Below are 21,930 nucleotides of genomic sequence, written 5' to 3'. Positions count from 1 at the left end.
AACGGCTCCGGCTTGGCCACCGCGAACGGGAAGCGGCCGAACACCTCGAGCGCGATCTGCCCGTACAGCCGCACCCAGAACTTCAGGATCGCGTAGGCGGTCCCGATCCCCAGGACGTTCTCCGGCACCTCGTAGCCGGTCTCCGCCATGGTGGCCAGCAGGTTCGTTCGGAACGTCTCCAGGTCCGCCCGGAGGTCCGGGGGCACCGAGTCGTCCGGCGGTGCGGCCAGGGTCATGGTGGTGAGCACCTGCCCGGCCACCGCCAGGAACACCCGGCCGAACGGATCGGTGGCCGGCACCAGGATCTGCAGGCCGCCGTTCGCCATCGTGGACGGCTCCGCCGGTGACGCGAACACCAGGCTGAACTCCTGCGGATGCGCGATCGCCCACCGCCGGAAACCCCGGCAGATCGCCAGCACCTGTCCGAGCACATCGCCCTTGGCCAACCCGGACAGATCCCCGTTCAGCTCATCCGCCAGATCCGTGGTGATGTCCATCCGGATGTGCTCGATCAGATCCTCACGCGAGGTGTAGTAGCGATACAGCGCCGGCGCCGTGATCCCCACCTTGCGCGCGATCGCCCGCAACGTCACGGCATCCGCCCCTTGATCGATCAGCAAGGTCCGAGCCTGCTGCCGGATCTCCCGGTCGGTGTCCGCCTTGCTCCGCTCTCGGCGCGTGGCCGCCGTCATCGCCTTCACCCCAATATCGCGTAGGACGCTCCTGTGACCCTACGGCACAACCACTCCCGAAACGCCCGATTTGGCCGTGGGATGTGATCGACTGAGTCGCCCGGGCGGAGGGTCAGAAGATACGGTCGCGCCGCCGGCACCGACCGCTCGGGGGGCTACGCGATCGGCGCCGGCAGCGCGAAGCCCGGCCGAGGCCGGACCCCGACGCCCGGTTTGGCGAACCTGGCGTGGGCTCTGCGTGCGGTGGCGGGGGCGCACCGCGCGGGAGAGTTGACGAACATTGTGGCATTCGCCGTCCCCACAGCTACTTATTCGTTCACAGTCGCATACGGTTACACGCCGCTCATCCGTTGCCGGCCGGGCGGCCGCGGCTCGCCACCAGGCGCGCATACCGCACTCCGGCCGCCAGCAGCACCAGCCCGGCCACCAGGAACGCGGCCACCCGGGCGATCCCGTCGAGCGAGGACAGGTCGAACAGCACCAGCTTGACCAGCGCCGACGCCACGAGGGCTAGGCCGGCCACGCGCAGCGGAACGGAGTCGACGCCGCGCAGCAGCAACGTCAGCGCGCCGACCGTCCAGGAGACCGTCACGAGCACATGGCCCAACAGGAACCCCGCCCGATCGGGCGAAATCATTAGCCCGATCGCCAGCACCGCGCCGGTGGCGCCGTACAGCCCGACGAGCCCGGCCCACACCCAGGCCTGCCTGATGCCGTGCTGGCCGCCCAGTCGCCGCAACGTCGTCGCGGCCCAGCACAGGGCGATGGCCGCGACCGCGAGCAGCACCGCGGTGAGTCCGGCCGTGGCGACCGTGCCACGGGACAGCGGATGTACCGGCGCGACCGCGAGCATTCGCGGCGGCACGGCGAACCCGACCGTGAGCACCAGCCCGATCAGGCTGAACAGCGCGGAGGCGAGCAGGGCCGCGGCGTAGCGCAGGCGGATGGCGAGCATGGTCAGCAGCACCGACTCGGCGAGCACCGCGATGCCCCGGGCGTTGCCGTCCAGCGCCGTGGCCGTCGCCTGGAGGGCGGCGAGCAGGCCGGCGCCACCGGCCGCCATGGCGAACCGCTCGGGGACGGCGAGCACACCGGTCTGGTGCAGTGCCCAGACCGCGACGAGCAGCACGCCGATCGCGGCCGGCAGGAGGGTGGCGGCCGTGCGGGGCACCAGGATCGCGGCCAGCATGGTGGGCACCGGTGCGGTCAGCAGCAGCGCGAACGGGAGGTTGTCGGTGGGCCGGCGGGCGGTGACTTCTTTATCACCTCGATGGCGTAGCGCCAGGCTCACCGTCGCCAGGGTGACCTGTACCGCGCTGGTCACCAGGCACAGCACGGCCGTGGTCGCCGAGTCGACGCCGAACCGGTGCCCGGCGGCCAGCGCGACGCTGATCACGGTGGCGAGCACCGGGGGCAGCCCGGCGGCCAGGCACAGCCCGCCCCATCGTCTGGCCAGCTGCACCGGGCTGGTGGCGATCTGCAGCACCAGCAGGAAACCGAGGAGCAGCGGGACGAAGCCGCGGGTCAGCACCGGCGCGCAGAGTGCGCAGGAGACCACCACGAACATCGCGAGCAGCTGGGAGTCCCAGCGGCCGGCCAGCGCGATGCCGGCGCCGGCGACCGCGAGGCCGGCGAGCAGGCCGGCGTAGGGCGGCAGGAACCCGTGCAGGGTGGTCGCCGCGATGACGTCCAGGTAGAGCACCGCGATCCCGGTCGCGGCCAGGGCGTAGGCGCCGGTGCGGGCGTTCTGGTTGGGGTGCAGCCGCATTCCGATGCCGGCCAGGGCCAGGCCCAATCCGGCGCCGAGCAGCACCCGGGGCACCGGGCCGAGGTAGCCGCGTTGGATGGCGAGCACCAGCAGCAGCACGACGCCGGCCAGCGTGACCACGCCACCGGCCCAGGCCAGGATGCGGCTGCCGGCCCCGTCCCGGCTCAGCCGCTCCCACAGGGTCGGGGCGGCGGTGTCCAGCCGGGTCAGCAACGTGGGCTCCGGAAGCCGCGGCGGCGGTGGGGGGTGGAATGGGGCCGGGTAGGTCGGGTGGGGCGGTGGCGGTGCATGGTCAGCGGGCGGTGGTACCGGCATGGGCGGCTGCTGGCCGGGTGCTGGCATCGGCATCTGGTAGCCGGGCGTCTGGTGGAGGGGCGGCGGCTGCGGGGCGATCACGGTGGTCCCCAGTTGGAGGCCGCGGAGCTCGTCGCTGATCTCGCGGAGCCGATGGCCGACGTCGCTGAGCGCGTCGGCTAACCGGGGCAGCGGGTCTGAGGTAGCCATGCGCCTCAGTGTCGGCCGGTCGCGGGGTGGCGTGATGCGTACGACTACTCAGCTACCGGTCACAATTCAGCTGTGGAGATCGTGGTTCTGGGTTCGGCCAACGCTGATCTCGTGGTGCGGGTGGAGCGAAGGCCCGGCGCCGGGGAGACCGTGCTCGGGTCGGACACCGCCGTGCTGCCCGGCGGAAAGGGGGCGAACACGGCGGTCGCGGCCGGCCGGTTGGGCGGCCGGGTGGCGTTCGCCGGTGCGGTCGGCCCGGACTCCTACGGCACGCTGCTGCTCGACTCGATGCGCTCGGCGGGTGTGGACGTGTCGCTGGTGCGCCGGGACGAGCGCGGTACCGGGCTTGCCTTCATCACGGTGACCCCGGATGGGGAGAACGCGATCGTGGTGTCGCAGGGGGCCAACGCCGGGCTGACGATGTCCGATGTGGACGGTCTAGCATGGGACGGCGTCAAGGTGCTCGTCGCATCCTTGGAAGTGCCGATTCCGGTGGTGGAGCACGCGTTGGCGGTGGCCGCCGGGCGCGGTGTGCGAACGGTCCTCAATTTGTCGCCGGCCGCGCGGCTATCCACTCTGTCCACTGTGGATGTTCTGGTGGTGAACGAGCACGAGGCGGCCTGGCTGCTGGACGGCTCAGGGGATCCGCGCCGGCTGCTCGACCTCGGCCCGCGGTCGGCCGTGGTCACGCTCGGCGCCAAAGGTGCGGTGGTGGTGAGCGAGGACGGCACCCACGAAGTGCCCGCGCCGAAGGTGGAGGTGGTGGACACGACCGGTGCGGGCGACGCGTTCACCGGTGCGCTCGCGGTGGGGCTGGCGACCGGTGCCGGGCTGGAAACCGCGGCGCGGCTCGCCGTGCGGGTGGCGTCGATCTCGGTGACCCGGGCGGGCGCCCAGCCGTCCTACCCGGCAGGCGTCGACGGGAGCTGATCGCGCGCCGTGATGAACGCGTCCACGGCGCGATTGACGTCGTCGGTGGTGTGCGCGGCGGAGAGCTGCACCCGGATCCGGGCCTTGCCGTGCGGCACCACCGGGTAGGAGAAGCCGATCACGTAGATCCCTTGGTCCAGCAGCAGATCCGCCATCCGGGACGCCTTCGCCGCGTCGCCGATCATCACCGGGGTGATCGGGTGCTCGCCGGGCAGCAGGTCGAAGCCCGCCTCGGTCATCCGCCCGCGGAACAGCGCCGTGTTCGCGCGCAGCCGGTCGAGCAGCTCCCCGGACGAGCCCAGCAGATCCAGCGCGGCCAGCGCCGCGGCGGTGATCGCGGGCGCCAGCGAGTTGGAGAACAGGTACGGCCGCGAACGCTGGCGGAGCAGCTCGATGATCTCCGCGCGGCCCGAGGTGTAGCCGCCGCTGGCCCCGCCGAGCGCCTTGCCCATGGTGCCGGTGAGCACGTCCACCCGGTCGGTCACGCCGAACTTCTCCGGGGTGCCCCGGCCCTTCTCCCCGACGAAGCCGACGGCGTGCGAGTCGTCCACCATGACCAGCGCGTCGTGCCGCTCGGCCAGGTCACAGATCTCGTCCAGCGGCGCGAAGTAGCCGTCCATGGAGAACACGCCGTCGGTGACGACCAGCCGGTAGCGCGCGCCGGCGGCGTCCTTGAGCTGCCGCTCCAGGTCGGCCATGTCGCGGTTGCGGTACCGGAGCCGGCGCGCCTTGCACAGCCGGATCCCGTCGATGATCGAGGCGTGGTTGAGCTCGTCGGAGATCACCGCGTCGTGCTCACCCAGCAGCGTCTCGAACAGCCCGCCGTTGGCGTCGAAGCAGGAGCTGTACAGGATCGTGTCCTCGGTGCCCAGAAACTCCGACAGCCGGCGCTCCAGCTCCTTGTGCGGCTCCTGCGTGCCGCAGATGAACCGCACCGACGCCATGCCGAAACCCCACCGCTCCAATGCGTCCCGCGCCGCCGCGACCAGCTTCGGGTGATCGGCGAGCCCCAGGTAGTTGTTGGCGCAGAAGTTCAAGACCTCGGGCCCATCGCCCACCCGAACGGACGCGTTCTGTGGGCTCGCGATCACCCGCTCGGCCTTGTACAGGCCGGCCGCGCGGATATCGTCGAGCGTCGCCTGGAGGTCCTTCCGTATGGCGCCGAACATCAGCTCTCCGTCCAGCGGCCTTGTCGCAATTTTGCGCGCCGACGCAATCGCTCCGGCAGGGTCGCCTGTAGTCGAATCGTCCATTGATCTCGATCGTGGCGGCCCTGCCACCGCGATCGCGTGCCTTCGGCCCGGGGCGCGCTCTGTGGTCGCCTTGGCAGCGGCGACATCATTCGGGCTCCGCCGTCCAGTCCAGAATGACCTTTCCGCACAGTCCACTTCGGGCGGTCGCGAAGGCCGTGCGATGGTCGGTGTACGGGAACCGGTGGGTGATCACCGGGGAGAGGTCGAGGCCGCCCTGCAGCAGCACCGACATCGCGTACCAGGTCTCGAACATCTCCCGGCCGTAGATGCCCTTGATGGTGAGCATCTTCAGCACCACGGTGCTCCAGTCGATGGCGATCTCGTCGGCGGGCAGGCCTAGCATGGCGATCCGGCCGCCGTGCGTCAGGTTCGCGATCATGTCGCGGAGCGCCGACGGCTGGCCGGACATCTCCATGCCCACGTCGAAGCCCTCGGTCATGGCCAGCTCGGCGTAGACGTCGGCGATCGCCCGGGCGCTCACGTCCAGCGCCAGGTCCACACCGATCTTGCGGGCCAGCTCCAGCCGGTGCTCGGACACGTCGGTGATCACCACGTGCCGGGCGCCGGCGTGCTTGGCCACCGCGGCCGCCATCAGCCCGATCGGCCCGGCGCCGGTGATCAGCACGTCCTCGCCGAACACCGGGAAGGTGAGCGCGGTGTGCACGGCGTTGCCGAACGGATCGAAGATCGCCGCGACGTCCAGGTCCACCGGGTAGGTGTGCACCCAGGTGTTCAGCTCGGGCAGCACCGCGTACTCGGCGAACGCGCCGTTGACCTGAACCCCGAACCCGCGGGTGTTCGCGCACAGGTGCCGCCGGCCGGCCTTGCAGTTGCGGCAGGTTCCGCAGATCAGGTGCCCCTCGCCGCTGGCCAGGTCGCCGACCGACACCTTGGTCACCGCGGAGCCGACCTCGACCACCTCGCCGACGAACTCATGGCCGATCACCAGCGGGGCACGGATGGCCCGGGCCGCCCAGTCGTCCCAGCCGTCGATGTGCAGGTCGGTGCCGCAGATGCCGGTGCGGAGCACGCGCAGCACCACGTCACCCGGTCCCGGCCGGGGATCCGGCACGGTCGTCAGCTCCAGACCCGGACCCTGGGCGATCTTGACCAGTGCCTTCACAGTTCCTCTTTCATTCCCGGTCCCAGCTGATCTTCCAGGGGAAGCGGATCACCAGGGCGCCGATCCGGATGTAGGTGGGGCGCCTGATCTTCAACGAGCCGGCGCGCATCGACCCGGACAGCACGAAATGCGGCCGCCCGGACCGGTCTCCGCCGATCTTGTTCTTGACGCTGCCCATGTTCACCTCGACCTGGTCGGCGTCCACCGACGCGCCGTCGGGCAGCAGCAGCTCCACCGACCCGCCGGCCACGTCCAGCTCGACCTGCACCTCGGCATGATCGATGCGCGCCTCGGTGAAGTCCAGGTCCGTTGAGCCCATCCGGTTGCGAACCACGAGTGAGGCCGGCACCGACCACCGCCCGGTGCGCTTCAACACCGACATCGTGGCGCGCAGCTCGACCGGCTGCCGGTGCGCGGGCGAGGTCGTCTCCTGGTGCACCATGCCCGGCAGGTCCACCAGCACGGCGTTCAGCTCGCCCCGGGTCTTCGCGGCCAGCGCGGTGTCGGTGCGCGTCGTGAACTCGTCCAGCGTGATCAGGCCCTGCCCGATGGCCTTCTGCAGCAGGCCGACGACGTGCTCGCGCTCGGCATCGGAGACCCGCAGGGTCCGGGGGTCGACCGGCGTATCGCTCACGCTCCCAACCGTACTGCGCCCAATCGCTCCCGCTTGGTTAGGCGTCGGTGTCGAGGCCGTGCTCGATGGCGTAGCGGGCCAGCTCGACCCGGTTGTGCAGCTGGAGCTTGCGCAGCGTGGACTGGACGTGGTTCTCGACGGTGCGGTGCGAGAGCACCAGGCGGTCGGCGATCTGGCGTGCGGTCAGGCCCTTGGCCACCAGGCGCAGCACCTCGGTCTCCCGCTCGGACAGCCTCGGCGCACTGTCCTCGGGCCCGGCCGCCATCCGCCGGTACTCGCCGAGTACCAGGCCGGCCAGGCCCGGGGTGAACACCGCGTCGCCGGCCGCGGTCCGGGTCACCGCGTCCACCAGCTCCGCCGCGGACGCCGACTTCACCAGGTATCCGGAGGCGCCGGCCTTCACCGCCTCCAGCACGTCGGCGTGCTCGCCGCTGGCGGAGAGCACCAGCACCCGGGTCCCGGTCAGGGCGGCCACGATCCCGCGGATGGCCGTCACCCCGGAGGTGCTGCCCAGGTTGAGGTCCATCAGCACCACGTCGGGCCGCACGGCCCGGGCGATGCGCACCGCGGACTCGCCGTCCGGGGCGGTGGCCCGCACCTCGAAGCCGCGCTCGGCCAGGTCCCGGGCGACGCCGTCGCGCCACATGGGGTGGTCGTCCACCACCATCACGGAGATCGTCAATTGTCTTGCTCGCTTCCGCTCGGCCGCAGAAGGTGTCGGCTTCCTCCGTGCGCTGCTCGGGGCTCGTTCCTCGCCCCTGCGCTGCCGCCCTGTCTTGCTCGCTCGCAAGCTCGCTCGCGCGTCCATTCGACATCCGCGGCCTCGCTCACGCTCATCGCGGCACCCGGACCTCCCACTCCGTCCCGGAGTTCGGTGCGGTCTCCAGCGTGACGGTGCCGCCGAGCTCGCTGACCCGGCCGCGGATGGACCGCGCGATGCCGAGCCGCCCCTCCGCCACGGCCGCCTCGATCCGGCCGGCCGGGATGCCCGGGCCGTCGTCCCGCACGCTCACCACGACGGTGTCGCCGACGTCCTCCACCAGCACCCAGGCGCGGGCGCCCGGCCCGGCGTGCCTCTCCACGTTGTACAGCGCCTCGCGCACCAGCGAGACCAGCTCGGCCACCTTCGCCGCGGGCAGCGGCACGGGCGTGGCCGGGACCGAAACCTGGACCCGGTCGGTGGCCAGCACCTGCAGCCGCGACGAGAGGTCGGCGGTGCCGTCCTCGGTCGACTCCGGCGGCCCGGCGGTGACCAGCGCGCGCAGCGCAACCTCCTGCTCACCGGCGAGCACGGCCAGCTTCGCCGCCTCCCCACCGAGCTCCGCACCGAGCTTCCGGACCCGGGCCAGCACCTGCAGCACGCCGTCGTGAATCGAGCGGGCCAGCCGCTCCCGCTCGGCCGTCGCCGCCTCCGCCCGCAGCGCCCGGGCCAGCCGCTCGGCCGCCTTCCGGGACATGCTCGCGGCCTGGCCCAGCACGTAGCCGGCGCCGACCAGCAGCACGGCGTCCCGGGTCAGGTCGGTGTCGACGAACCCGCGCACCCCGTAGTTGAACGCCGAGATCACGATGCCGAAGATCGTGCCGATGGCCGGCCCGCCGCGCACCGCCCCGGCCGCCACGGCGCCGGTCACCCAGATCGTCGGCAGCAGCGGCGTGGCCAGGTACCTCAGCTGGTCATGCGTGAGCACCAGCCGGGAACTGGTCATGAGCACACAGCAGACCGCGAGGTCGAGCCCGGTGAACCACGGCCAGCGCGCGGACTCGTCGAGATAGGCCCACGTCGTGACCGCGGTCCAGACGACCATCACCGCGGCGACGGCCACCGCCAGGCCCGGCCGGGCATACGTGTCGAAATGCCGGATCACCACCCCGACGGCGAAGACCAGGGTGAGCACGCGCAACACCACCGCGCCCCGCCACAGTGGGGTGGTCGGGTCCGGCCCGCCGGTCATGTCCGCTCGGCGCTCTCGCCGATCTCCCCGGCCTCCGGCGCCACAGACGGTTCGACCTCTTCCGGTTCGATGCCCGCTTCTTCCTCGGACACCAGCGACCTGACGCCGGCGCTGAGCACCGCGAGCAGCGGCACGGCGAGCAGCGCGCCGGCGATGCCCGAGGCGATCAGGCCGGCGGCGATGGCCAGCACCACGGCCAGCGGGTGCAGCCGGACCGCCCGGCCGAGCAGCAACGGCTGCAGCACGTGACCCTCGAGCTGCATCACCGCGACGACCACCGCCAGCACGATCAGTGCGGCCACGAAGCTCTTGGCCACCAGCGCGACCAGCACCGCGACCGTGCCGGCGATGACCGCACCCACGATCGGGATGAACGCGCCGAGGAACACCAGCGCGGCCAGCGGGATCACCAGCGGCACCCCGACGATCCACAGCCCGATGCCGATGCCGACCGCGTCCACCAGCGCCACCCCGGCGGTCGCCCGGACGAAGCTGACCAGCGCGCCGAAGCCGCGCCGCCCGGCCAGGTCCACCCGGTCGCGCACCCGCGCCGGGACGCCCTTCATCACGAAGCCCCAGATCCCGCGACCGTCGTAGAGGAAGAAGATCAGGGTGAACAGGGTGAGCAGCAGCCCGGTGAGCACCTCGCCGATGGTGGCCGCGGTGGTGATCGCGCCGGAGGTGATCGCGTCCTGGTTCTCCTTGATGGAGTCGACGATGTTGTTCAGGAACGTCGTGATCTGCTCGTCCCGGATGTGCAGCGGGCCGTGGATCAGCCAGTCGCGGATCTGCTCGAGGCTGCTCGTCACCTGCGTCTTCAACTGCGGCAGGCCGTCGATGAACTGGAGGATCACGAACGTGAGCAGGCCGCCGACCACGGCGAGGCCGGCGATCAGCACCAGCACCACCGAGAGCGAGCGCGGCACCCGCCAGGCCACCAGGCGGTCCACGCCGGGGGCCATCAGCGCGGCCAGCAGCAGCGCGATCGCGATCGGGATGATCAGCTGGGAGAAGTACCCGGCCAGCCATACGATGACGTAGAGGCCGGCGATCACCACCAGGAACCGCCAGGCGAGCGCGCCGCTGACGCGCAGGCCCCGGGGAACCAGCTCGGTGACGTCGGCTGTCCGGTTCTTCGTCGGTTTGGTCATTGCCCGCAACCGTATCGGTCGAACCCGACATCCGGGGAGCGTGGATCTGGTGTCATTGCGCGCGTGCTGCCGTTGACCGACACCGAGAAGCTGGTGTGCGACGCCCTCGGTCGCGGCGCCCGGGTGGATCTTGCCGGCCGGGCCGACCGCACGGTCCGGGCCGAGTTGCTGGCCGCGCTGCTCACCGGCGCGCCCGGACCGGCGCTGCGGCTGGACCACGCCGTGATCACCGGCACGCTCGACCTCGAGGGCCGCGTGGTGGACACCGTGGTCACGCTGCGCTGGTGCACGTTCGAGCAGGCACCCCGGTTGATGAAGGCCCGGCTGGTCGGGCTCGGCCTGCGTGGCTGCCATCTGCCCGGGCTGCGGGCGCGCAACCTCCGGGTGCGCAGCGACCTGGGGCTGGAGGCCGGTTTCACCAGCGCGGGCACGGTCGATCTGACCGACTCGGTGGTGGAGGGCACGGTCCGGCTCTCCGGCGCGGTGCTGCGCCGCCCCGGTGGCAACGCGTTGCTCGCCGCCCGGCTGCGGGTGTCCGGCTCGGTCACCGCGGTCGCCCTGCACGCCGAGGGTGAGGTCCGGCTGCGCGGCGCGAACGTCGGCGGCAGCGTCCACCTGACCGCGGCGCATCTGTCCCATCCGGACGGCGCCGCGCTCGAGGCGACCGGGCTGACGGTGGCCGGGAACCTGCTCTGCGACGCGCGGGCCGGCCGGTTCGACGCGGCCGGGCGGCTGGTCCTCACCGGCGCGCGGATCGGCGGTGACGCGGTGTTCTCCGGCGCGCACCTGCACGATCCCGGTCGCCAGGATGGGCAGATCCTGGTGGTGCCGCACGGTTCCGTCGACGAGTCGTTCGTGCTCGACGCCGAGCGGATGAAGGTGGACGGTGACCTGAAGTTGGACGCCGGGTTCGTGGCCGCCGGCGGGATCGGGCTGCGCAGCACCCGGATCGGCGGGCATCTGCTGCTGGCCGGCGCGACCATCGGCCGGCGCGAGTCGGCAGCCCCGCTGCCGGCGTTGTTCGCCGCCGGGCGTGCGGTGGAGCGGGTGCCGGTCGCGCTGGTCGCCGACGGCGTTGAGGTCGGCGGCGATGTCGAGGCGCGGGCCGGCCTGCGCGCCTACGGCCAGGTTCGGCTGGTGGACGCGGTGGTCCACGGCAGCGCGAGCCTGTCCGGCGCACGGTTGTACACCCCGGGCACCGACGCGCTGTTCGCCGACCGGCTGCGGGTGGGCGGGACGCTGTTCCTGCGCCGGGTGCTGGTGAGTGGGTCGGTCCGGCTGCAGAACGCGCACATCGGATCCACTGTGGACTGCTCGGGTGCGCGGCTGATCAAGCCGCGGCTGCGGCAGAACGGCTCGGTGAAGCCGTCGCTGGACGCGCGGGTCGCCACTGTCGGCAAGGATCTCTTGTGCGGCAAGGGTTTCCTGGCTGTCGGCGGGGTGCGGATACGCCTGGTCGAGGTGGGCAAGCTGGTCAGCTTCCGCGGTGCGCGGCTGGGTGGGCGGACCCGGCGCGGGCATCCGGTCACGGCGGTGGCGCTGTCCGCGTACGGGTTGTCCGCGCAGGAGCTGGTGCTGAGCTTCCCGCCGGGCCGGCCGCCGCGCGGGCGGGTGGTGCTGGCCCGGGCCCGGGTGGTGTCCGTGCTGGACGGTCCGGCGCTCTGGGCGGCGACCGGTGGGGTGGACGTCGAGGACTTCGCGTACCAGGCCGTGGCCGCCGAACCGGAGGTGGGCGTGCGAACCCGGCTGCGCTGGCTGCGCGCGGTGCAGCCGGACTTCGCGCCGGGCCCGTACGAGCAGCTCGCCGCGATGTACCGGGCCGGCGGTGACGACGAGCGGGTACGGGTGGTGCAGTTCGAACGCCAGCGCCGGCGCTACGCCGAGCAGCACCTGCTGGGCCGGGTCTGGGGGCGGCTGCAGGAGTGGACGGTCGGCTACGGCTACCGGCCGTGGCTGGCCATTCTGTGGCTCGCGGTGTTCTGGTTACTCGGCACGTTCTGGTTCGCCGCGCACCGGCTCGCGCCGCTGGACACCGGGCAGCAGCCGGTGTGGAACCCCGCGCTGCTGGCCACCGACCTGGTGCTGCCGATCGTCGATCTGGGCCAGGACAACCAGTGGCAGCTGGCCGGCCCGTCGCAGTGGATCGCCGCCGGGCTGACCGCGGCCGGCTGGATCCTCGCCACCACGGCCGCGGCCGGCGCCACCCGGGTACTCAAGCGCTAGCGGCTCCACCTCGGGCGACTACGGATCGTGGCTCTCGAACACACTCTGTGCATTTCACACGATCAGGCGGACTGGTCGTGTCTGGCGTGCGTTTCGGCCGGGACAGGTGCCAGTGTCACCGCTGCACGACTCCCCGACCCCGAAGGTGTTTCCACTGTGGACGAAGCGACCGCCGACACCGCCGCCGTGCTGCGGCGTGCCGTCCGGCGGACGCTGACGATCATCGGCGGCTCGGTCGCCGGCACCGCGATCGCCTGGGCCATCTCCACCGCGTCCGCCTCGGCCGACACGCCGGCCGTGGCACTGGTGGACGCCACCCAGCTCGTCGCGCCGGTGACCGAGGTGGTGCGGGCGGTCGAGCAGGCCGTGCCGCTGGCCGACCTGGGCACCGGAGCCGGGCGGGCCGCCGACCAGGTCGGCCTTGATCTCGGCCTGGCGCAAGGGGTTCCGCTCGACCTCGGCGGGCCCGGCCGGAGCGACCGCCCGGGCCCGCAGGTCGCGTCCGGCGGTGGCACCCACGAGCCTTCATCCGTGGCGCGGCCCGCCGGCGAGCTGCCAGCCGCCGCTCCGACCCTCGAGAACCCGCCCAAGTCCAATGTGGACACCCTGGCTTCCCGGAACGCCACCGAACGGGCGCTGGGTGACGGCATGACCCGCCGCGGGTCGCCCGAGCCGGCGCCCCGCACCCCGTGGGCACCGCTGCCGGCCGCGCCCGCGTCCGCGCCGGGCACCGGCTCGTCCGGGCCGGGCGCCGGTGGCGCGGACTCTCCCGCGTTCGCCGCTGTGCCTTTCTCCGCCGGCCATGCCGGCCTGGTCAACGCGCGGGCGCTGCCCGCCGCCGAGCTGCTCCCGGCCGACGAGCCGGGCACGCAGCCGGGCGTCACCCCCGACTGATCCGCACCGGCGCGGCCGGGTAGCTCCCGCGTCCCGTCACGTCCACACGTGACCTTTCCGCGCCACCGCCAGGGAAATCGCGTTTCCCACATCCCCTGATCTCGGGTGGCCGTTTGCCCCGACGTCCCATGCGTCCGGCCACCCGACCCAACCCCCGAGAGGGAAAACGGAAGGAGCACCTTCAATGCAAACCTGGGCGAAGCGTGGAATCCAGACCGCGCTTGTCACGGGTGGTCTGCTGATGCTGGGCACCGGCATCGCATCTGCCGACGAGGACGTGAACCCCGACCGGCCGGCGTCGCCGCTGGACGGTTCGGTGAGCGTCCCGTTCAACATCGACAACAACGCCATCGGCACACCGCTGGGACAGATGGACGCGCCGAGCGTCACCAACGGCGTCACCGTCAACCTGTCCGACGTCACCGGCAACACCCCCGGCGTGGCCACCGACGCGTTCGCGCCGGTGACGGGCTTCGGCGACGACCCGTTCCGCGGCAACCGGATCGCCGGCGACCTGGCCGCCCCGGTGGACATCTCCGGCAACGCGATCGCCGCCGGCGGCACCGCCAAGGTGGAGAACACTTCGGCGCGGTCCGCCACGGTGACCCGCCCGCAGCTGACCAGTGGCGCCAGGGACACCCTGGGCGGCAACGTGGTCGACCTCGACTACGCGCTGCCGGTGCAGATCACCGGCAACGCCGGCAGCGTGGTCGGCAACGCGGCGGCGACCAGCACGTCCACCCAGGAGGCCGCGGCCACCGGTGACATCAGGACCGACGGCTGCGCGGGCACGCTGGCCGGCAACGTCGTGGCTCCGCAGGGCGCGACCCCGGTGCAGGTCAACGGCAACGCGATCGCCGGCGCAGGCACGGCGCAGTCCACCGTCGGCGCCCCCACCGCGGAGGCGGGGGACGTCTCCGGCGCCACGACCAGCGGCACGGCCGGCGGCTGGATCGCCACGTGCGGTGAGTCCGGCACGGTCGCCGGCAACGCCGGTGCGGTCCCGCTGGCCTTCCCGGTCGAGGTCAACGACAACTCGGTGGGCGCGGCGGCCGCGGCCGACGCCGACTCGGTCGAGCAGGCCACCGCCACCGCGGGCGACACCATGACCGGAGCCTGGGACCGGCCGACCTACATCCAGACCAATGGCAAGACCGGCACGCTCTCCGGCAACGTGGCGCAGGGCGCGGCGGCCGGGCCGGCGACGGTGAACTGCAACTCGGGCGCGGGACTTGCCGTGACCGAGTCCGAATGCGCTACCAGCAGCCCGACCACGGCCGGCGGCACCACGCAGACCGACGGCACCCGCTCACTGGTCTCCGGAAGCATCCTGAACCCGGCGGTCGCGCTGCCCATCGACGCGTTCGCCAACCCGGCCGCGGTGGGCGGCGAGGCGACCGCGATCGACGCCAACACGACCGATTCCAGCGCTGGCGGCGACAACTTCACGCACGGCGCCGACAGCACCGTGGGCGGCACGGTCGTCGGTCCGACCGCGAGCGGCCCGGCCGACGTGTTCACCAACGCCGGGGCCGGGGCCGGGTCCGCGACGGCCGGCGCCACCAACGACACCACCACCAAGTCCGGCGGGTTCTCCGGCACCAGCGGCCCGGGCTCCACCGCTGGCGGCAACACGGCGGTGGTGCCGGTCACCTTGCCCACCGAGGGAATCGGGAACGTGGCCGGTGCGGCAGGCACCGCCACCTCGACCGCCACGGAGACGAAGGTGTCCTCCTCGGGCGGCACCACCAGCACCAACGACGACGGCGGGCTGGGAGCGGCCAACCTGGTGCAGGGCGCGGCGTCCGGGCCGGTGCAGGTGGCCGGCAATGGCGGCGGGGTACTCGGCAACACCACGTCGCTGATCGACGCCGACAACACGGTGACCGCGGGCGGTGACAACAAGGCGACCGGCAAGGCGGGCACGCTGGCCGGCAACGTCGGGCAGGCTGCGGTGTCGCTGCCGGGCCAGCTGTTCGCCAACAACGTCACCGGCGGCGGGGTCGGCACGGCCGAGGGCGGGATGAGCACCGAGTCCACCGCCGGCGGCGTGATCCTGACCGACGGTGCCGGCGGCCTCGGCACCGGCAACGTGGTGAACGCGCCGGTCGGCTCGGCGGCGCAGGGGTTCGGTGACTCGGCGGCCGCGCTCGGGCTGAGCAACGCGACCGCGAACAGCGTCACGGACAGCACCGCCGGCGGCGACACCGCCACCGACGGCACCGCGGGCACCGTGGCCGGCAACGTGATCACGGGCCAGGCCTTGCCGGTCGCTCAGGGCTTCGGCGCCGCGGTCGCCGGGGTCGGCGGGGTCAACGGCGCCAACGGCGCCAACGTGACCGACGTCGACTCCGGCGGCGACGTCGCGACCGACGGCACCGCGGGCACGATCTCCGGCAACCTGGTGGACGCGCCGCTGGCGGTCATCCTCCAGGCGTTCGCCGACGCGGTGTCCGCCGTCGGCAGCGACGCCACCGGGCTGGGCGACAACAGCTCGACCGGTGAGGTGGGCGGCTCCTCGACCACCGGGGGCGGCGGCGGGTTCCTGTCCGGACTCGATGCCACCCTCCCGCTCGGCGCTGACGTGCCGGTCTACAAGCTGCCCGTCGAGGTGGTGGCCGAGGCGCTCGCCGAGGGCACCAACGCCAGCGACTTCACCGTCGGCGACGCCGACCCGACGATCAACACGGCGCTGAGCGGTGACTCGGTGGACGGGCTGGGCATCACCCAGATGCCGAAGCTGCTGTCGCCGTCCGGGAACGCGCGCACCGCCGCACCGGTGCCGGGCCTCGGCGGCCTGGGCAACCTCGGTGGGCTGATGGGCCTGTTCCGGCTGCTCGGCGGTCTGCCGGGCGGGCTGCCCGGTGGTGCGGGTGGTCTGCCGGTTGGCGGCCTGACGGGTGGATTGCCCGGTGGTGCCGGTGGTCTGCCGGTCGGCGGCCTCACCGGTGGTCTGCCGGTCGGTGGTTTGACGGGTGGTCTGCCGGTCGGTGGTTTGACGGGTGGTGCCGGTGGCTTGCCGGTCGGCGGCCTCACGGGTGGTCTGCCGGTCGGCGGCCTGACAGGTGGCCTGCCTGGCGGTGCCGGTGGCGTGCCGGTGGATGCGGACCTTCCGGTCGTGAACGGTCTCACGGGCGGCTTGTCCGGTGGCGGCGGAGATCTGACCAGTGCGGTGCCCGGCGTCGGCATGCTGAGCGCCACGCCCTCGTTGGTGAGTGGTGGCTTCGGCCGGATTCCGGGTGTGCCGGGTGCCCCGTCCGGCCTGGCCGGTGCCACGCACGCGCTGCCGGTGCCGGCGCCGCGGACCGCCATGCCGGTGCACCCGGTGCCCGGGCTGGACGAGCTGACCGACCTTCCCGCACTGGACCAGCTGACCGGGTCCGGCACGCTGGACGAGATCACCACCCTGGTGGGGACGCTGTTCGACGGCGGGCTGCCGGCGGCCGGCGCGCTGCCGGGCCTGCCTGAGGTCCCCGGCATGAACCCCACGCCGGGCCTGCCCGGGCCGGCCGGTCTGCCCGGCCTGCCGGGAGCGCCCCAGGTGCCGAACCTGCCCACTACCCGGGGCGTGCCGCAGGTGCCGGACCTGACCGACGCCCAGCTCCTGGACGTGCCGGATGCCGGCGAGCTGGCCGGACCGGTGGTGTCCGTTGTGGACAACTCCGTGCCGGGTGGTTCGTTCAGCGACACCCGGGCGCGGCTCGCCTGGCTGCTCGGCGAGATCGAGTCCCCGGTCGTCTGAGCCGACCGCGTCACCAGCCGGGCCCGGGAGCACACCGCTCCCGGGCCCGTTTGGCGGGGCCGAGCCGAAGCCGGGATTCGGCGAGGTGAATCAGCTCGTGCCCGGTGTGGTCGCCGTCGCTGCTCGCCCAGCTGGTGCGCACCGACGGGTGCAGCAGGCCGTCGCCGAGGTCGGCCCGGCGCTCGGCGATCGCCTTGATCCGTTCGGCGATCGGCTCGGCCGTCCCCCGCGGGTGGTCGGCGACCACGGCGAAGGTGCCGCCCGCGTACCGGGCGACGGTGTGGTCCGCCCGCAGCTCCGCACGCAACCGTTGAGAGATCAGGGTGAGCAGCCGGTCGCCGGCGGTGAACCCCCAGTCCCGGTTGATGCCCGCCAGCCCGCGCAGGTCCGCGAGCACGACGCTGGCCACTGTGCCGTGCGTGCGGGCCCGGGTGAGGGCCTGCTCGAGCCGGTCGGCCAGCAGGGCGCGGTTCGGCAGCCCGGTCAGCGGATCGAGCAATCCCTTGCACCGCCACAGATCCGTCTGCACGGGACGGAGCACGGTGACCATGAGCCACTCGCCGCGCAGTGGCGCCGGGTAGACCTCGGCCCACAGCCGGCGGTACGGCACGCCGTGCCTGGTGATCACGAACGGTCCGGTGGCCGGCGTGCCGGCGTCGAGGATCTGCGTGGAGATCTCGGCGACCCGCGGCAGCGGCGCGCCGAAGTCGTCGCACACGGCCCAACCGTCCGGCCATGCTCCGCTCAGCAGCTCGGTGCGGTCGACGCCGAGCAGCTCGCCGGCCCGCCGGTTCGCGGCCAGCACGCCACCCTGCCGGTCGTGCAGCAGTACCCCCACGCCGAGCCCGGAGACCAACTCGTCCCAGACGGTTCCAGCCGGGGCCACGGTGTCCGACCCAGGCACGGCGGTGCTCATGTGCTCTCCGGTCTCCTTGAAATGGCTGGATCGAAGCCTTACGCGTCCACCCTGGACAGTGTCTTCTAGATTGGCTCGATGGCGTAGCGTCAGTCAAAGACCGGGCACCACCCTTAGCGGTGATCTTATTCCCAGTTGGCGCACGGCCAGATTGGCCGCCATCCGCTCCAGCACCCCGACCACGCTCGCGTACTCCTCGGCGGTGATTCCCTCGGTCATCCGCCGCCGGTGCGTCCCGACCCGCTCACTCAGCGCCGCGTGTGCTCGTGAACCCGTTGCGGTAAGGGCGATCCCGCCCTCCCGCCGGACCCAGCCCCGGCCCTCGAGATCCGCCACGACGGGCGCGTTGCCCGCCCCGTCCAGAAACGGCGCGAGCGCCCGGTCGAGCCCGTCCTGACTCGTTGTCCCGCCGGCAAGCGTGTTGAGGACCTGCCAGTGCCGGCGGGTCAACCCCTCCCCGGCCAGCAAACCGGCGAAGCCCTCCTCGACCAGCCGGTCAACCTCCTTGATCCAGTACCCGATCGGCCGAAACTCGTTGGACACCGCCATCTCCATTACATGTAAAAGTACAATTACATGTAATGTAGCATGCATGGACCCCGAAGCGAAGGACGTGGCCGCGATCGAACGCGCCATGGTCGAGATCCGCCGCCTGCAGACCCGCCGCACCCTCGCCCGGATCAGCACACAGCGCTCAGAAGCCCGCGTCGACCCCACCCTCACCGCCGTCGTCGACGCCCTCGAGTCGCACACCGGCACCCCCTGCACGGTGTCCACCATCGCCACCGCACTGGGCGTCGACCAACCCCGCGCCAGCCGCCTCGTCGCCCGCGCCGTCGAAGCCGGCCTGGTCACCCGGACCGCCGACCAGCTCGACGCCCGCCGCACCCTGCTCACCCTGACCCGCACCGGCACCCAGCACGCCGAGGCCGTGCACCACTTCCGCCGCACCCTCTTCGCCGAAGCCCTGGCCGGCTGGTCACCCCGGCAGACCGCCACCTTCGCCCGCCTACTGACCCGCTTCGTCGACTCCTACACCGAACTCGCGACCGATGATGCGGACACCCCACGCCACACCGACCAGCACTGAACGACGACCAACACCCGCGGCATGTTGGCCGCTGGCGGCGCCATGTTGGCCGCTGGCGTTGATGTGTTGGCCTCTGGCGGGAATGCCGGACGGTTTCTGGTTTCGCGAGTGTCAGGGCATCACCATGCTGTCCTCGTAACCGGCCAACACACCGACGCGAGACGCCAACACAGCGACACAGCGCGCCAACACACCGACGTGAGACGCCAACACGTCATGAAGTTAACCCTGAGCCAGATCGGCAAACCGGCTGTAGTGCAACTGGTGCGCCACGGTCACCGTCGCAGTCGGCCCGGCCCGATGCTTGGCCAGAATCAGATCCGCCTCCCCCGCCCGCGGATCATCCCGCTCCCAGGCGTCGGGGCGATGGATCAGCACCACCATGTCGGCGTCCTGCTCCAAAGATCCACTTTCGCGGAGGTCGGCGAGCATGGGGCGTTTGTCGGTGCGTTGCTCGGGGCCGCGGTTGAGCTGGCTGATGGCGACGACGGGGACTTCGAGCTCCTTGGCGAGGAGCTTGAGCTGGCGGGAGAACTCGGAGACCTCCTGCTGGCGGGACTCGACGCGTTTGCCGGAGGTCATCAGCTGCATGTAGTCGACGACGATGAGCTTGAGGTCGTTGCGCTGCTTGAGCCGCCGGGCCTTGGCGCGGATCTCCATCATGGTCATGTTCGGCGAGTCGTCGATGAACAGCGGCGCCTCGCTGATCTCGCTCATGCGGCGGGCGAGGCGGGTCCAGTCGTCGTCGCTCATCCGGCCGCCGCGCATGTCCTGCAGCCGGATCTTCGCCTCGGCGGACAGCATGCGCATCACGATCTCGGTCCGGCTCATCTCCAGCGAGAAGATCACGCTCGACATCCCGTGCCGCACCGAGCACGACCGGGCGAGGTCCAGGCCGAGCGTCGAGTTGTGGGTGGGGATCATGGCGTGAGTGGCCAGGTAGAGGTGATCGGTCGCATCGACCTGAACGCAGCGAACCGGACGGCTCGGCACCGGTCGCACGTCGACGATGAATCGCGAGCCGGTGCGCACCCGATCGGTGGTCCTGCGCCGCTCCTTGTGCAGCAACCGCTTGCGCTCGAGCCAGAAAACGTCATCCGAGGCGCTGAAGTTGATCGTGAAGGCCACCGGTGACTGCTCGGATCTGCCCCGCACGGCCTTGTGTGTCATGGAACAGCGGTACCCAAGGCTGACGATGAGCTCATAGGTGTCCTCGGCAAGTCTCTGATTGGTGACCGAGAACTGGACAGACCCGGCCGAGGCCACTGTCCCATCCGTATCGAGCAAGCCGGCCAGCAGCGCGCGACGCTGTGATTCCGATGCGCGCAGGTACGGCTCCGGTATGTGCTTGTCGCCGAGTACACCGAGGGTGCGCAGGATGGCCCCTACGGTGCCGTGCTGCACCGGATCACTGAACCACAGGTCACCGCGTGGTACGACGACGAGTCCTTCGCTTTCGACGTGCCAGACGATCTCCGGGTCCGCTGTGGTGAACCGGGAGCTGGCCGCATCACCGTCGCCCAGCCACACACCGAGCGTGTATGGCGGCAGCATCAGCGGTTGCTCGGGGAGAACCAGTGCCCGCGCATTGGTAATCGAGTGATTGAGTCGCCGGTCTGCGGTATCGCATCTCAGCGTCGCGGCAATCTCGGTGGTCGTCCGCACCGAGGCGAACGTCCGCTGATTCTTGTAGCGTTTGTAGCCGGACGCCGCTTGTCGAGCGGAGCGACGCGACGCGCGTGTCTCGGTCAGCCATTGGTGGTCCCCATCCGCGACGACAGTCGTGCCGTCGGAGAAGGTGACCTCGAAGCAGGGCCGGCCGGACATGACCTCGGTGGCCGCGACGACACGGGTCGGACGGCCGTCCGCACCAAGAAGATGCTCGCCCACCTGGACGTCGCCCATGGTCGTCCAACCGTCCGGAGTGGGCAGCGGGGTGTCGAGGGCGAGGGCCTTCCCGATCCCGGGACGGGCCGCGATGATGATCATCTGGCCGGGGTGCAGGCCGTTGGTGACCTCGTCGAGGTCGACGAAGCCGGTGGGGACGCCGAGGGCCGAGCCGCCGCGGGAGGCGATGGCGTCGATCTCGTCCATGGTGGGCTGGAGGAGCTCTTCGAGGGCGACGTAGTCCTCGGACAGGCGCCGCTCGGTGACGTCGTAGATGGCCGACTGGGCGCGGTCGACGACCTCGTTGATGTCGGCCCCGTCGGCGCCGGCGTAGCCGAGCTGGACGATGCGGGTGCCGGCTTCGACCAGCCGGCGCAGGATCGCCTTCTCCGCCACGATCTCGGCGTAGTAGCCGGCGTTGGCGGCGGTGGGCACGGTGGCGATCAGGGTGTGGATGTACGGTGCGCCGCCGGTGCGCCGGCCCTCCCCGCGCTTCTCCAGCTCGGCGGCCACGGTGACCGCGTCGGCCGGCTCGCCGCGGCCGTACAGGTCGAGCACGGCGTCGAAGATGATCTGGTGCGCCGGCCGGTAGAAGTCGGCGGAGCGGAGCACCTCGACCACGTCGGCGATGGCGTCCTTGGACAGCAGCATGCCGCCGAGCACGCTCTGCTCGGCGGCCTGGTCCTGCGGGGGTTGCCGGTCGAGGGCGGCCGGGGGCGGGGCGGACGCCATCGGCCGGTCATCGGTCAGAGCCATGCCGCACCTCCCCTCGCCGGCTGTCGAACAGACGTTCGATCACAACAATACTCAAACCGTGGGGGTGCGGCCAAGGACCTGGGGTTCCTCGGCGTGTCCGCCCGATACGTCGCGGCGCCGTCTCATTCGCCGTGGGGAAAGCTAGAGCCTCGGCCGGGGTCGGAGCAAATGGCGTTGTGGACGAATATGGGGACAGGTTGGGGATGCCTGGCCGCATTTGGTCACAGGCGCCCCCGAACCTGTGGACAACCTGGGGACAGAGCGTGCCTCCAACTCCAAATCAGCAGGTCAGAACATGTGTACAGACTGTGGACAAGTTCGTGGAAAAATCACTCCGGCGTGTCGCGGGAAATACTTCGTCGGCGTGTCGCGAACTGATATGGCCCAGGTTGTCCACAGAGCGTGGGGACAAACG

At 71.7% G+C, this 21,930-nt stretch carries 16 protein-coding genes; 5 read left to right on the top strand and 11 right to left on the bottom strand.

Annotated features, from left to right (window positions below):
• Together VGR06_RS21825 and VGR06_RS21820 are read right to left on the bottom strand one after the other, a co-directional pair.
• Window positions 1–692 (bottom strand): TetR/AcrR family transcriptional regulator (locus tag VGR06_RS21825; RefSeq protein ID WP_327560974.1); only part of this gene is annotated, 692 nt, incomplete at its 3' end.
• Between the two features lie 343 nt (window positions 693–1,035).
• The gene (locus tag VGR06_RS21820; protein ID WP_327560973.1) at window positions 1,036–2,964 is read right to left on the bottom strand and encodes a DUF2339 domain-containing protein; all 1,929 of its coding nucleotides are present in this window, start codon (window positions 2,962–2,964) and stop codon (window positions 1,036–1,038) included.
• Between the two features lie 72 nt (window positions 2,965–3,036).
• Between VGR06_RS21820 and VGR06_RS21815 the strand changes: the two genes are divergently transcribed.
• Window positions 3,037–3,894 (top strand): ribokinase, encoded by an 858-nt coding sequence (locus VGR06_RS21815; protein WP_327560972.1) that lies wholly within the window; start codon window positions 3,037–3,039, stop codon window positions 3,892–3,894.
• On the opposite strand, the gene VGR06_RS21810 is transcribed toward VGR06_RS21815, so the two are convergent.
• The 6 genes from VGR06_RS21810 to VGR06_RS21785 all read right to left on the bottom strand — a co-directional run bounded on the left by VGR06_RS21810 (window position 3,867) and on the right by VGR06_RS21785 (window position 10,007).
• On the bottom strand, window positions 3,867–5,063 hold the full coding sequence (locus VGR06_RS21810; RefSeq protein WP_327560971.1) for a glycine C-acetyltransferase: 1,197 nt from the start codon (window positions 5,061–5,063) through the stop codon (window positions 3,867–3,869). The two genes, VGR06_RS21815 and VGR06_RS21810, sit on opposite strands and share 28 nt — an antisense overlap.
• Window positions 5,064–5,232: 169 nt before the next feature.
• Window positions 5,233–6,270, bottom strand: a complete 1,038-nt coding sequence (gene tdh / locus VGR06_RS21805; RefSeq protein WP_327560970.1) for an L-threonine 3-dehydrogenase — start codon at window positions 6,268–6,270, stop codon at window positions 5,233–5,235.
• Window positions 6,271–6,280: 10 nt separating this feature from the next.
• Window positions 6,281–6,904, bottom strand: a complete 624-nt coding sequence (locus VGR06_RS21800) for a DUF1707 domain-containing protein (protein WP_327560969.1) — start codon at window positions 6,902–6,904, stop codon at window positions 6,281–6,283.
• A gap of 37 nt (window positions 6,905–6,941) precedes the next feature.
• Window positions 6,942–7,571, bottom strand: coding sequence for a response regulator transcription factor (locus VGR06_RS21795; RefSeq protein ID WP_327560979.1), 630 nt, complete (start codon window positions 7,569–7,571; stop codon window positions 6,942–6,944).
• Between the two features lie 166 nt (window positions 7,572–7,737).
• Complete coding sequence (macS, locus tag VGR06_RS21790) at window positions 7,738–8,856, bottom strand: MacS family sensor histidine kinase (RefSeq protein ID WP_327560968.1); 1,119 nt, start codon at window positions 8,854–8,856, stop codon at window positions 7,738–7,740.
• Complete coding sequence (locus VGR06_RS21785; RefSeq protein ID WP_327560967.1) at window positions 8,853–10,007, bottom strand: AI-2E family transporter; 1,155 nt, start codon at window positions 10,005–10,007, stop codon at window positions 8,853–8,855. The genes macS and VGR06_RS21785 overlap by 4 nt, the downstream gene beginning before the upstream one ends.
• A gap of 63 nt (window positions 10,008–10,070) precedes the next feature.
• Between VGR06_RS21785 and VGR06_RS21780 the strand changes: the two genes are divergently transcribed.
• The 3 genes from VGR06_RS21780 (at window position 10,071) to VGR06_RS21770 (ending at window position 16,866) form a co-directional block, all read left to right on the top strand.
• Window positions 10,071–12,230, top strand: coding sequence for a hypothetical protein (locus VGR06_RS21780; protein WP_327560966.1), 2,160 nt, complete (start codon window positions 10,071–10,073; stop codon window positions 12,228–12,230).
• 156 nt (window positions 12,231–12,386) lie between these two features.
• On the top strand, window positions 12,387–13,124 hold the full coding sequence (locus tag VGR06_RS21775) for a hypothetical protein (RefSeq protein ID WP_327560965.1): 738 nt from the start codon (window positions 12,387–12,389) through the stop codon (window positions 13,122–13,124).
• 184 nt (window positions 13,125–13,308) lie between these two features.
• Window positions 13,309–16,866: a hypothetical protein gene (locus VGR06_RS21770; RefSeq protein WP_327560964.1), complete on the top strand. Its 3,558-nt coding sequence runs from the start codon at window positions 13,309–13,311 to the stop codon at window positions 16,864–16,866.
• 10 nt (window positions 16,867–16,876) lie between these two features.
• Here the strand turns inward: VGR06_RS21770 and VGR06_RS21765 are convergent, their stop codons facing one another.
• Together VGR06_RS21765 and VGR06_RS21760 are read right to left on the bottom strand one after the other, a co-directional pair.
• Window positions 16,877–17,782, bottom strand: coding sequence for a GGDEF domain-containing protein (locus VGR06_RS21765; RefSeq protein ID WP_327560963.1), 906 nt, complete (start codon window positions 17,780–17,782; stop codon window positions 16,877–16,879).
• 93 nt (window positions 17,783–17,875) lie between these two features.
• Window positions 17,876–18,325 carry a MarR family transcriptional regulator gene (locus VGR06_RS21760; RefSeq protein ID WP_327560962.1) on the bottom strand — a complete coding sequence of 150 codons (450 nt, stop codon included), beginning with the start codon at window positions 18,323–18,325 and terminating at the stop codon, window positions 17,876–17,878.
• A 49-nt stretch (window positions 18,326–18,374) separates the two neighbouring features.
• Between VGR06_RS21760 and VGR06_RS21755 the strand changes: the two genes are divergently transcribed.
• Window positions 18,375–18,872: a MarR family winged helix-turn-helix transcriptional regulator gene (locus VGR06_RS21755; protein ID WP_327560961.1), complete on the top strand. Its 498-nt coding sequence runs from the start codon at window positions 18,375–18,377 to the stop codon at window positions 18,870–18,872.
• A 222-nt stretch (window positions 18,873–19,094) separates the two neighbouring features.
• Here the strand turns inward: VGR06_RS21755 and dnaB are convergent, their stop codons facing one another.
• Window positions 19,095–21,515 (bottom strand): replicative DNA helicase, encoded by a 2,421-nt coding sequence (gene dnaB / locus VGR06_RS21750; RefSeq protein WP_327560960.1) that lies wholly within the window; start codon window positions 21,513–21,515, stop codon window positions 19,095–19,097.
• Window positions 21,516–21,930: the final 415 nt, after the last annotated feature.

The organism is Actinophytocola sp. (assembly GCF_036002505.1).
In the GTDB taxonomy this organism is placed as follows: domain Bacteria; phylum Actinomycetota; class Actinomycetes; order Mycobacteriales; family Pseudonocardiaceae; genus DASYTH01.
Note: the sequence above shows the minus strand (reverse complement) of the source record. Positions and strands in the feature narration are given on the sequence as shown.

Coding starts and splice junctions, on each gene's coding strand:
- VGR06_RS21795 (WP_327560979.1), bottom strand. CDS start 7,571: ATGGTGGTGGACGACCACCCCATGTGGCGCGACGGCGTCGCCCGGGAC.
- macS (WP_327560968.1), bottom strand. CDS start 8,856: ATGACCGGCGGGCCGGACCCGACCACCCCACTGTGGCGGGGCGCGGTG.
- dnaB (WP_327560960.1), bottom strand. CDS start 21,515: ATGGCTCTGACCGATGACCGGCCGATGGCGTCCGCCCCGCCCCCGGCC.
- VGR06_RS21755 (WP_327560961.1), top strand. CDS start 18,375: ATGGACCCCGAAGCGAAGGACGTGGCCGCGATCGAACGCGCCATGGTC.
- VGR06_RS21820 (WP_327560973.1), bottom strand. CDS start 2,964: ATGGCTACCTCAGACCCGCTGCCCCGGTTAGCCGACGCGCTCAGCGAC.
- VGR06_RS21765 (WP_327560963.1), bottom strand. CDS start 17,782: ATGAGCACCGCCGTGCCTGGGTCGGACACCGTGGCCCCGGCTGGAACC.
- VGR06_RS21770 (WP_327560964.1), top strand. CDS start 13,309: ATGCAAACCTGGGCGAAGCGTGGAATCCAGACCGCGCTTGTCACGGGT.
- VGR06_RS21785 (WP_327560967.1), bottom strand. CDS start 10,007: ATGACCAAACCGACGAAGAACCGGACAGCCGACGTCACCGAGCTGGTT.
- VGR06_RS21810 (WP_327560971.1), bottom strand. CDS start 5,063: ATGTTCGGCGCCATACGGAAGGACCTCCAGGCGACGCTCGACGATATC.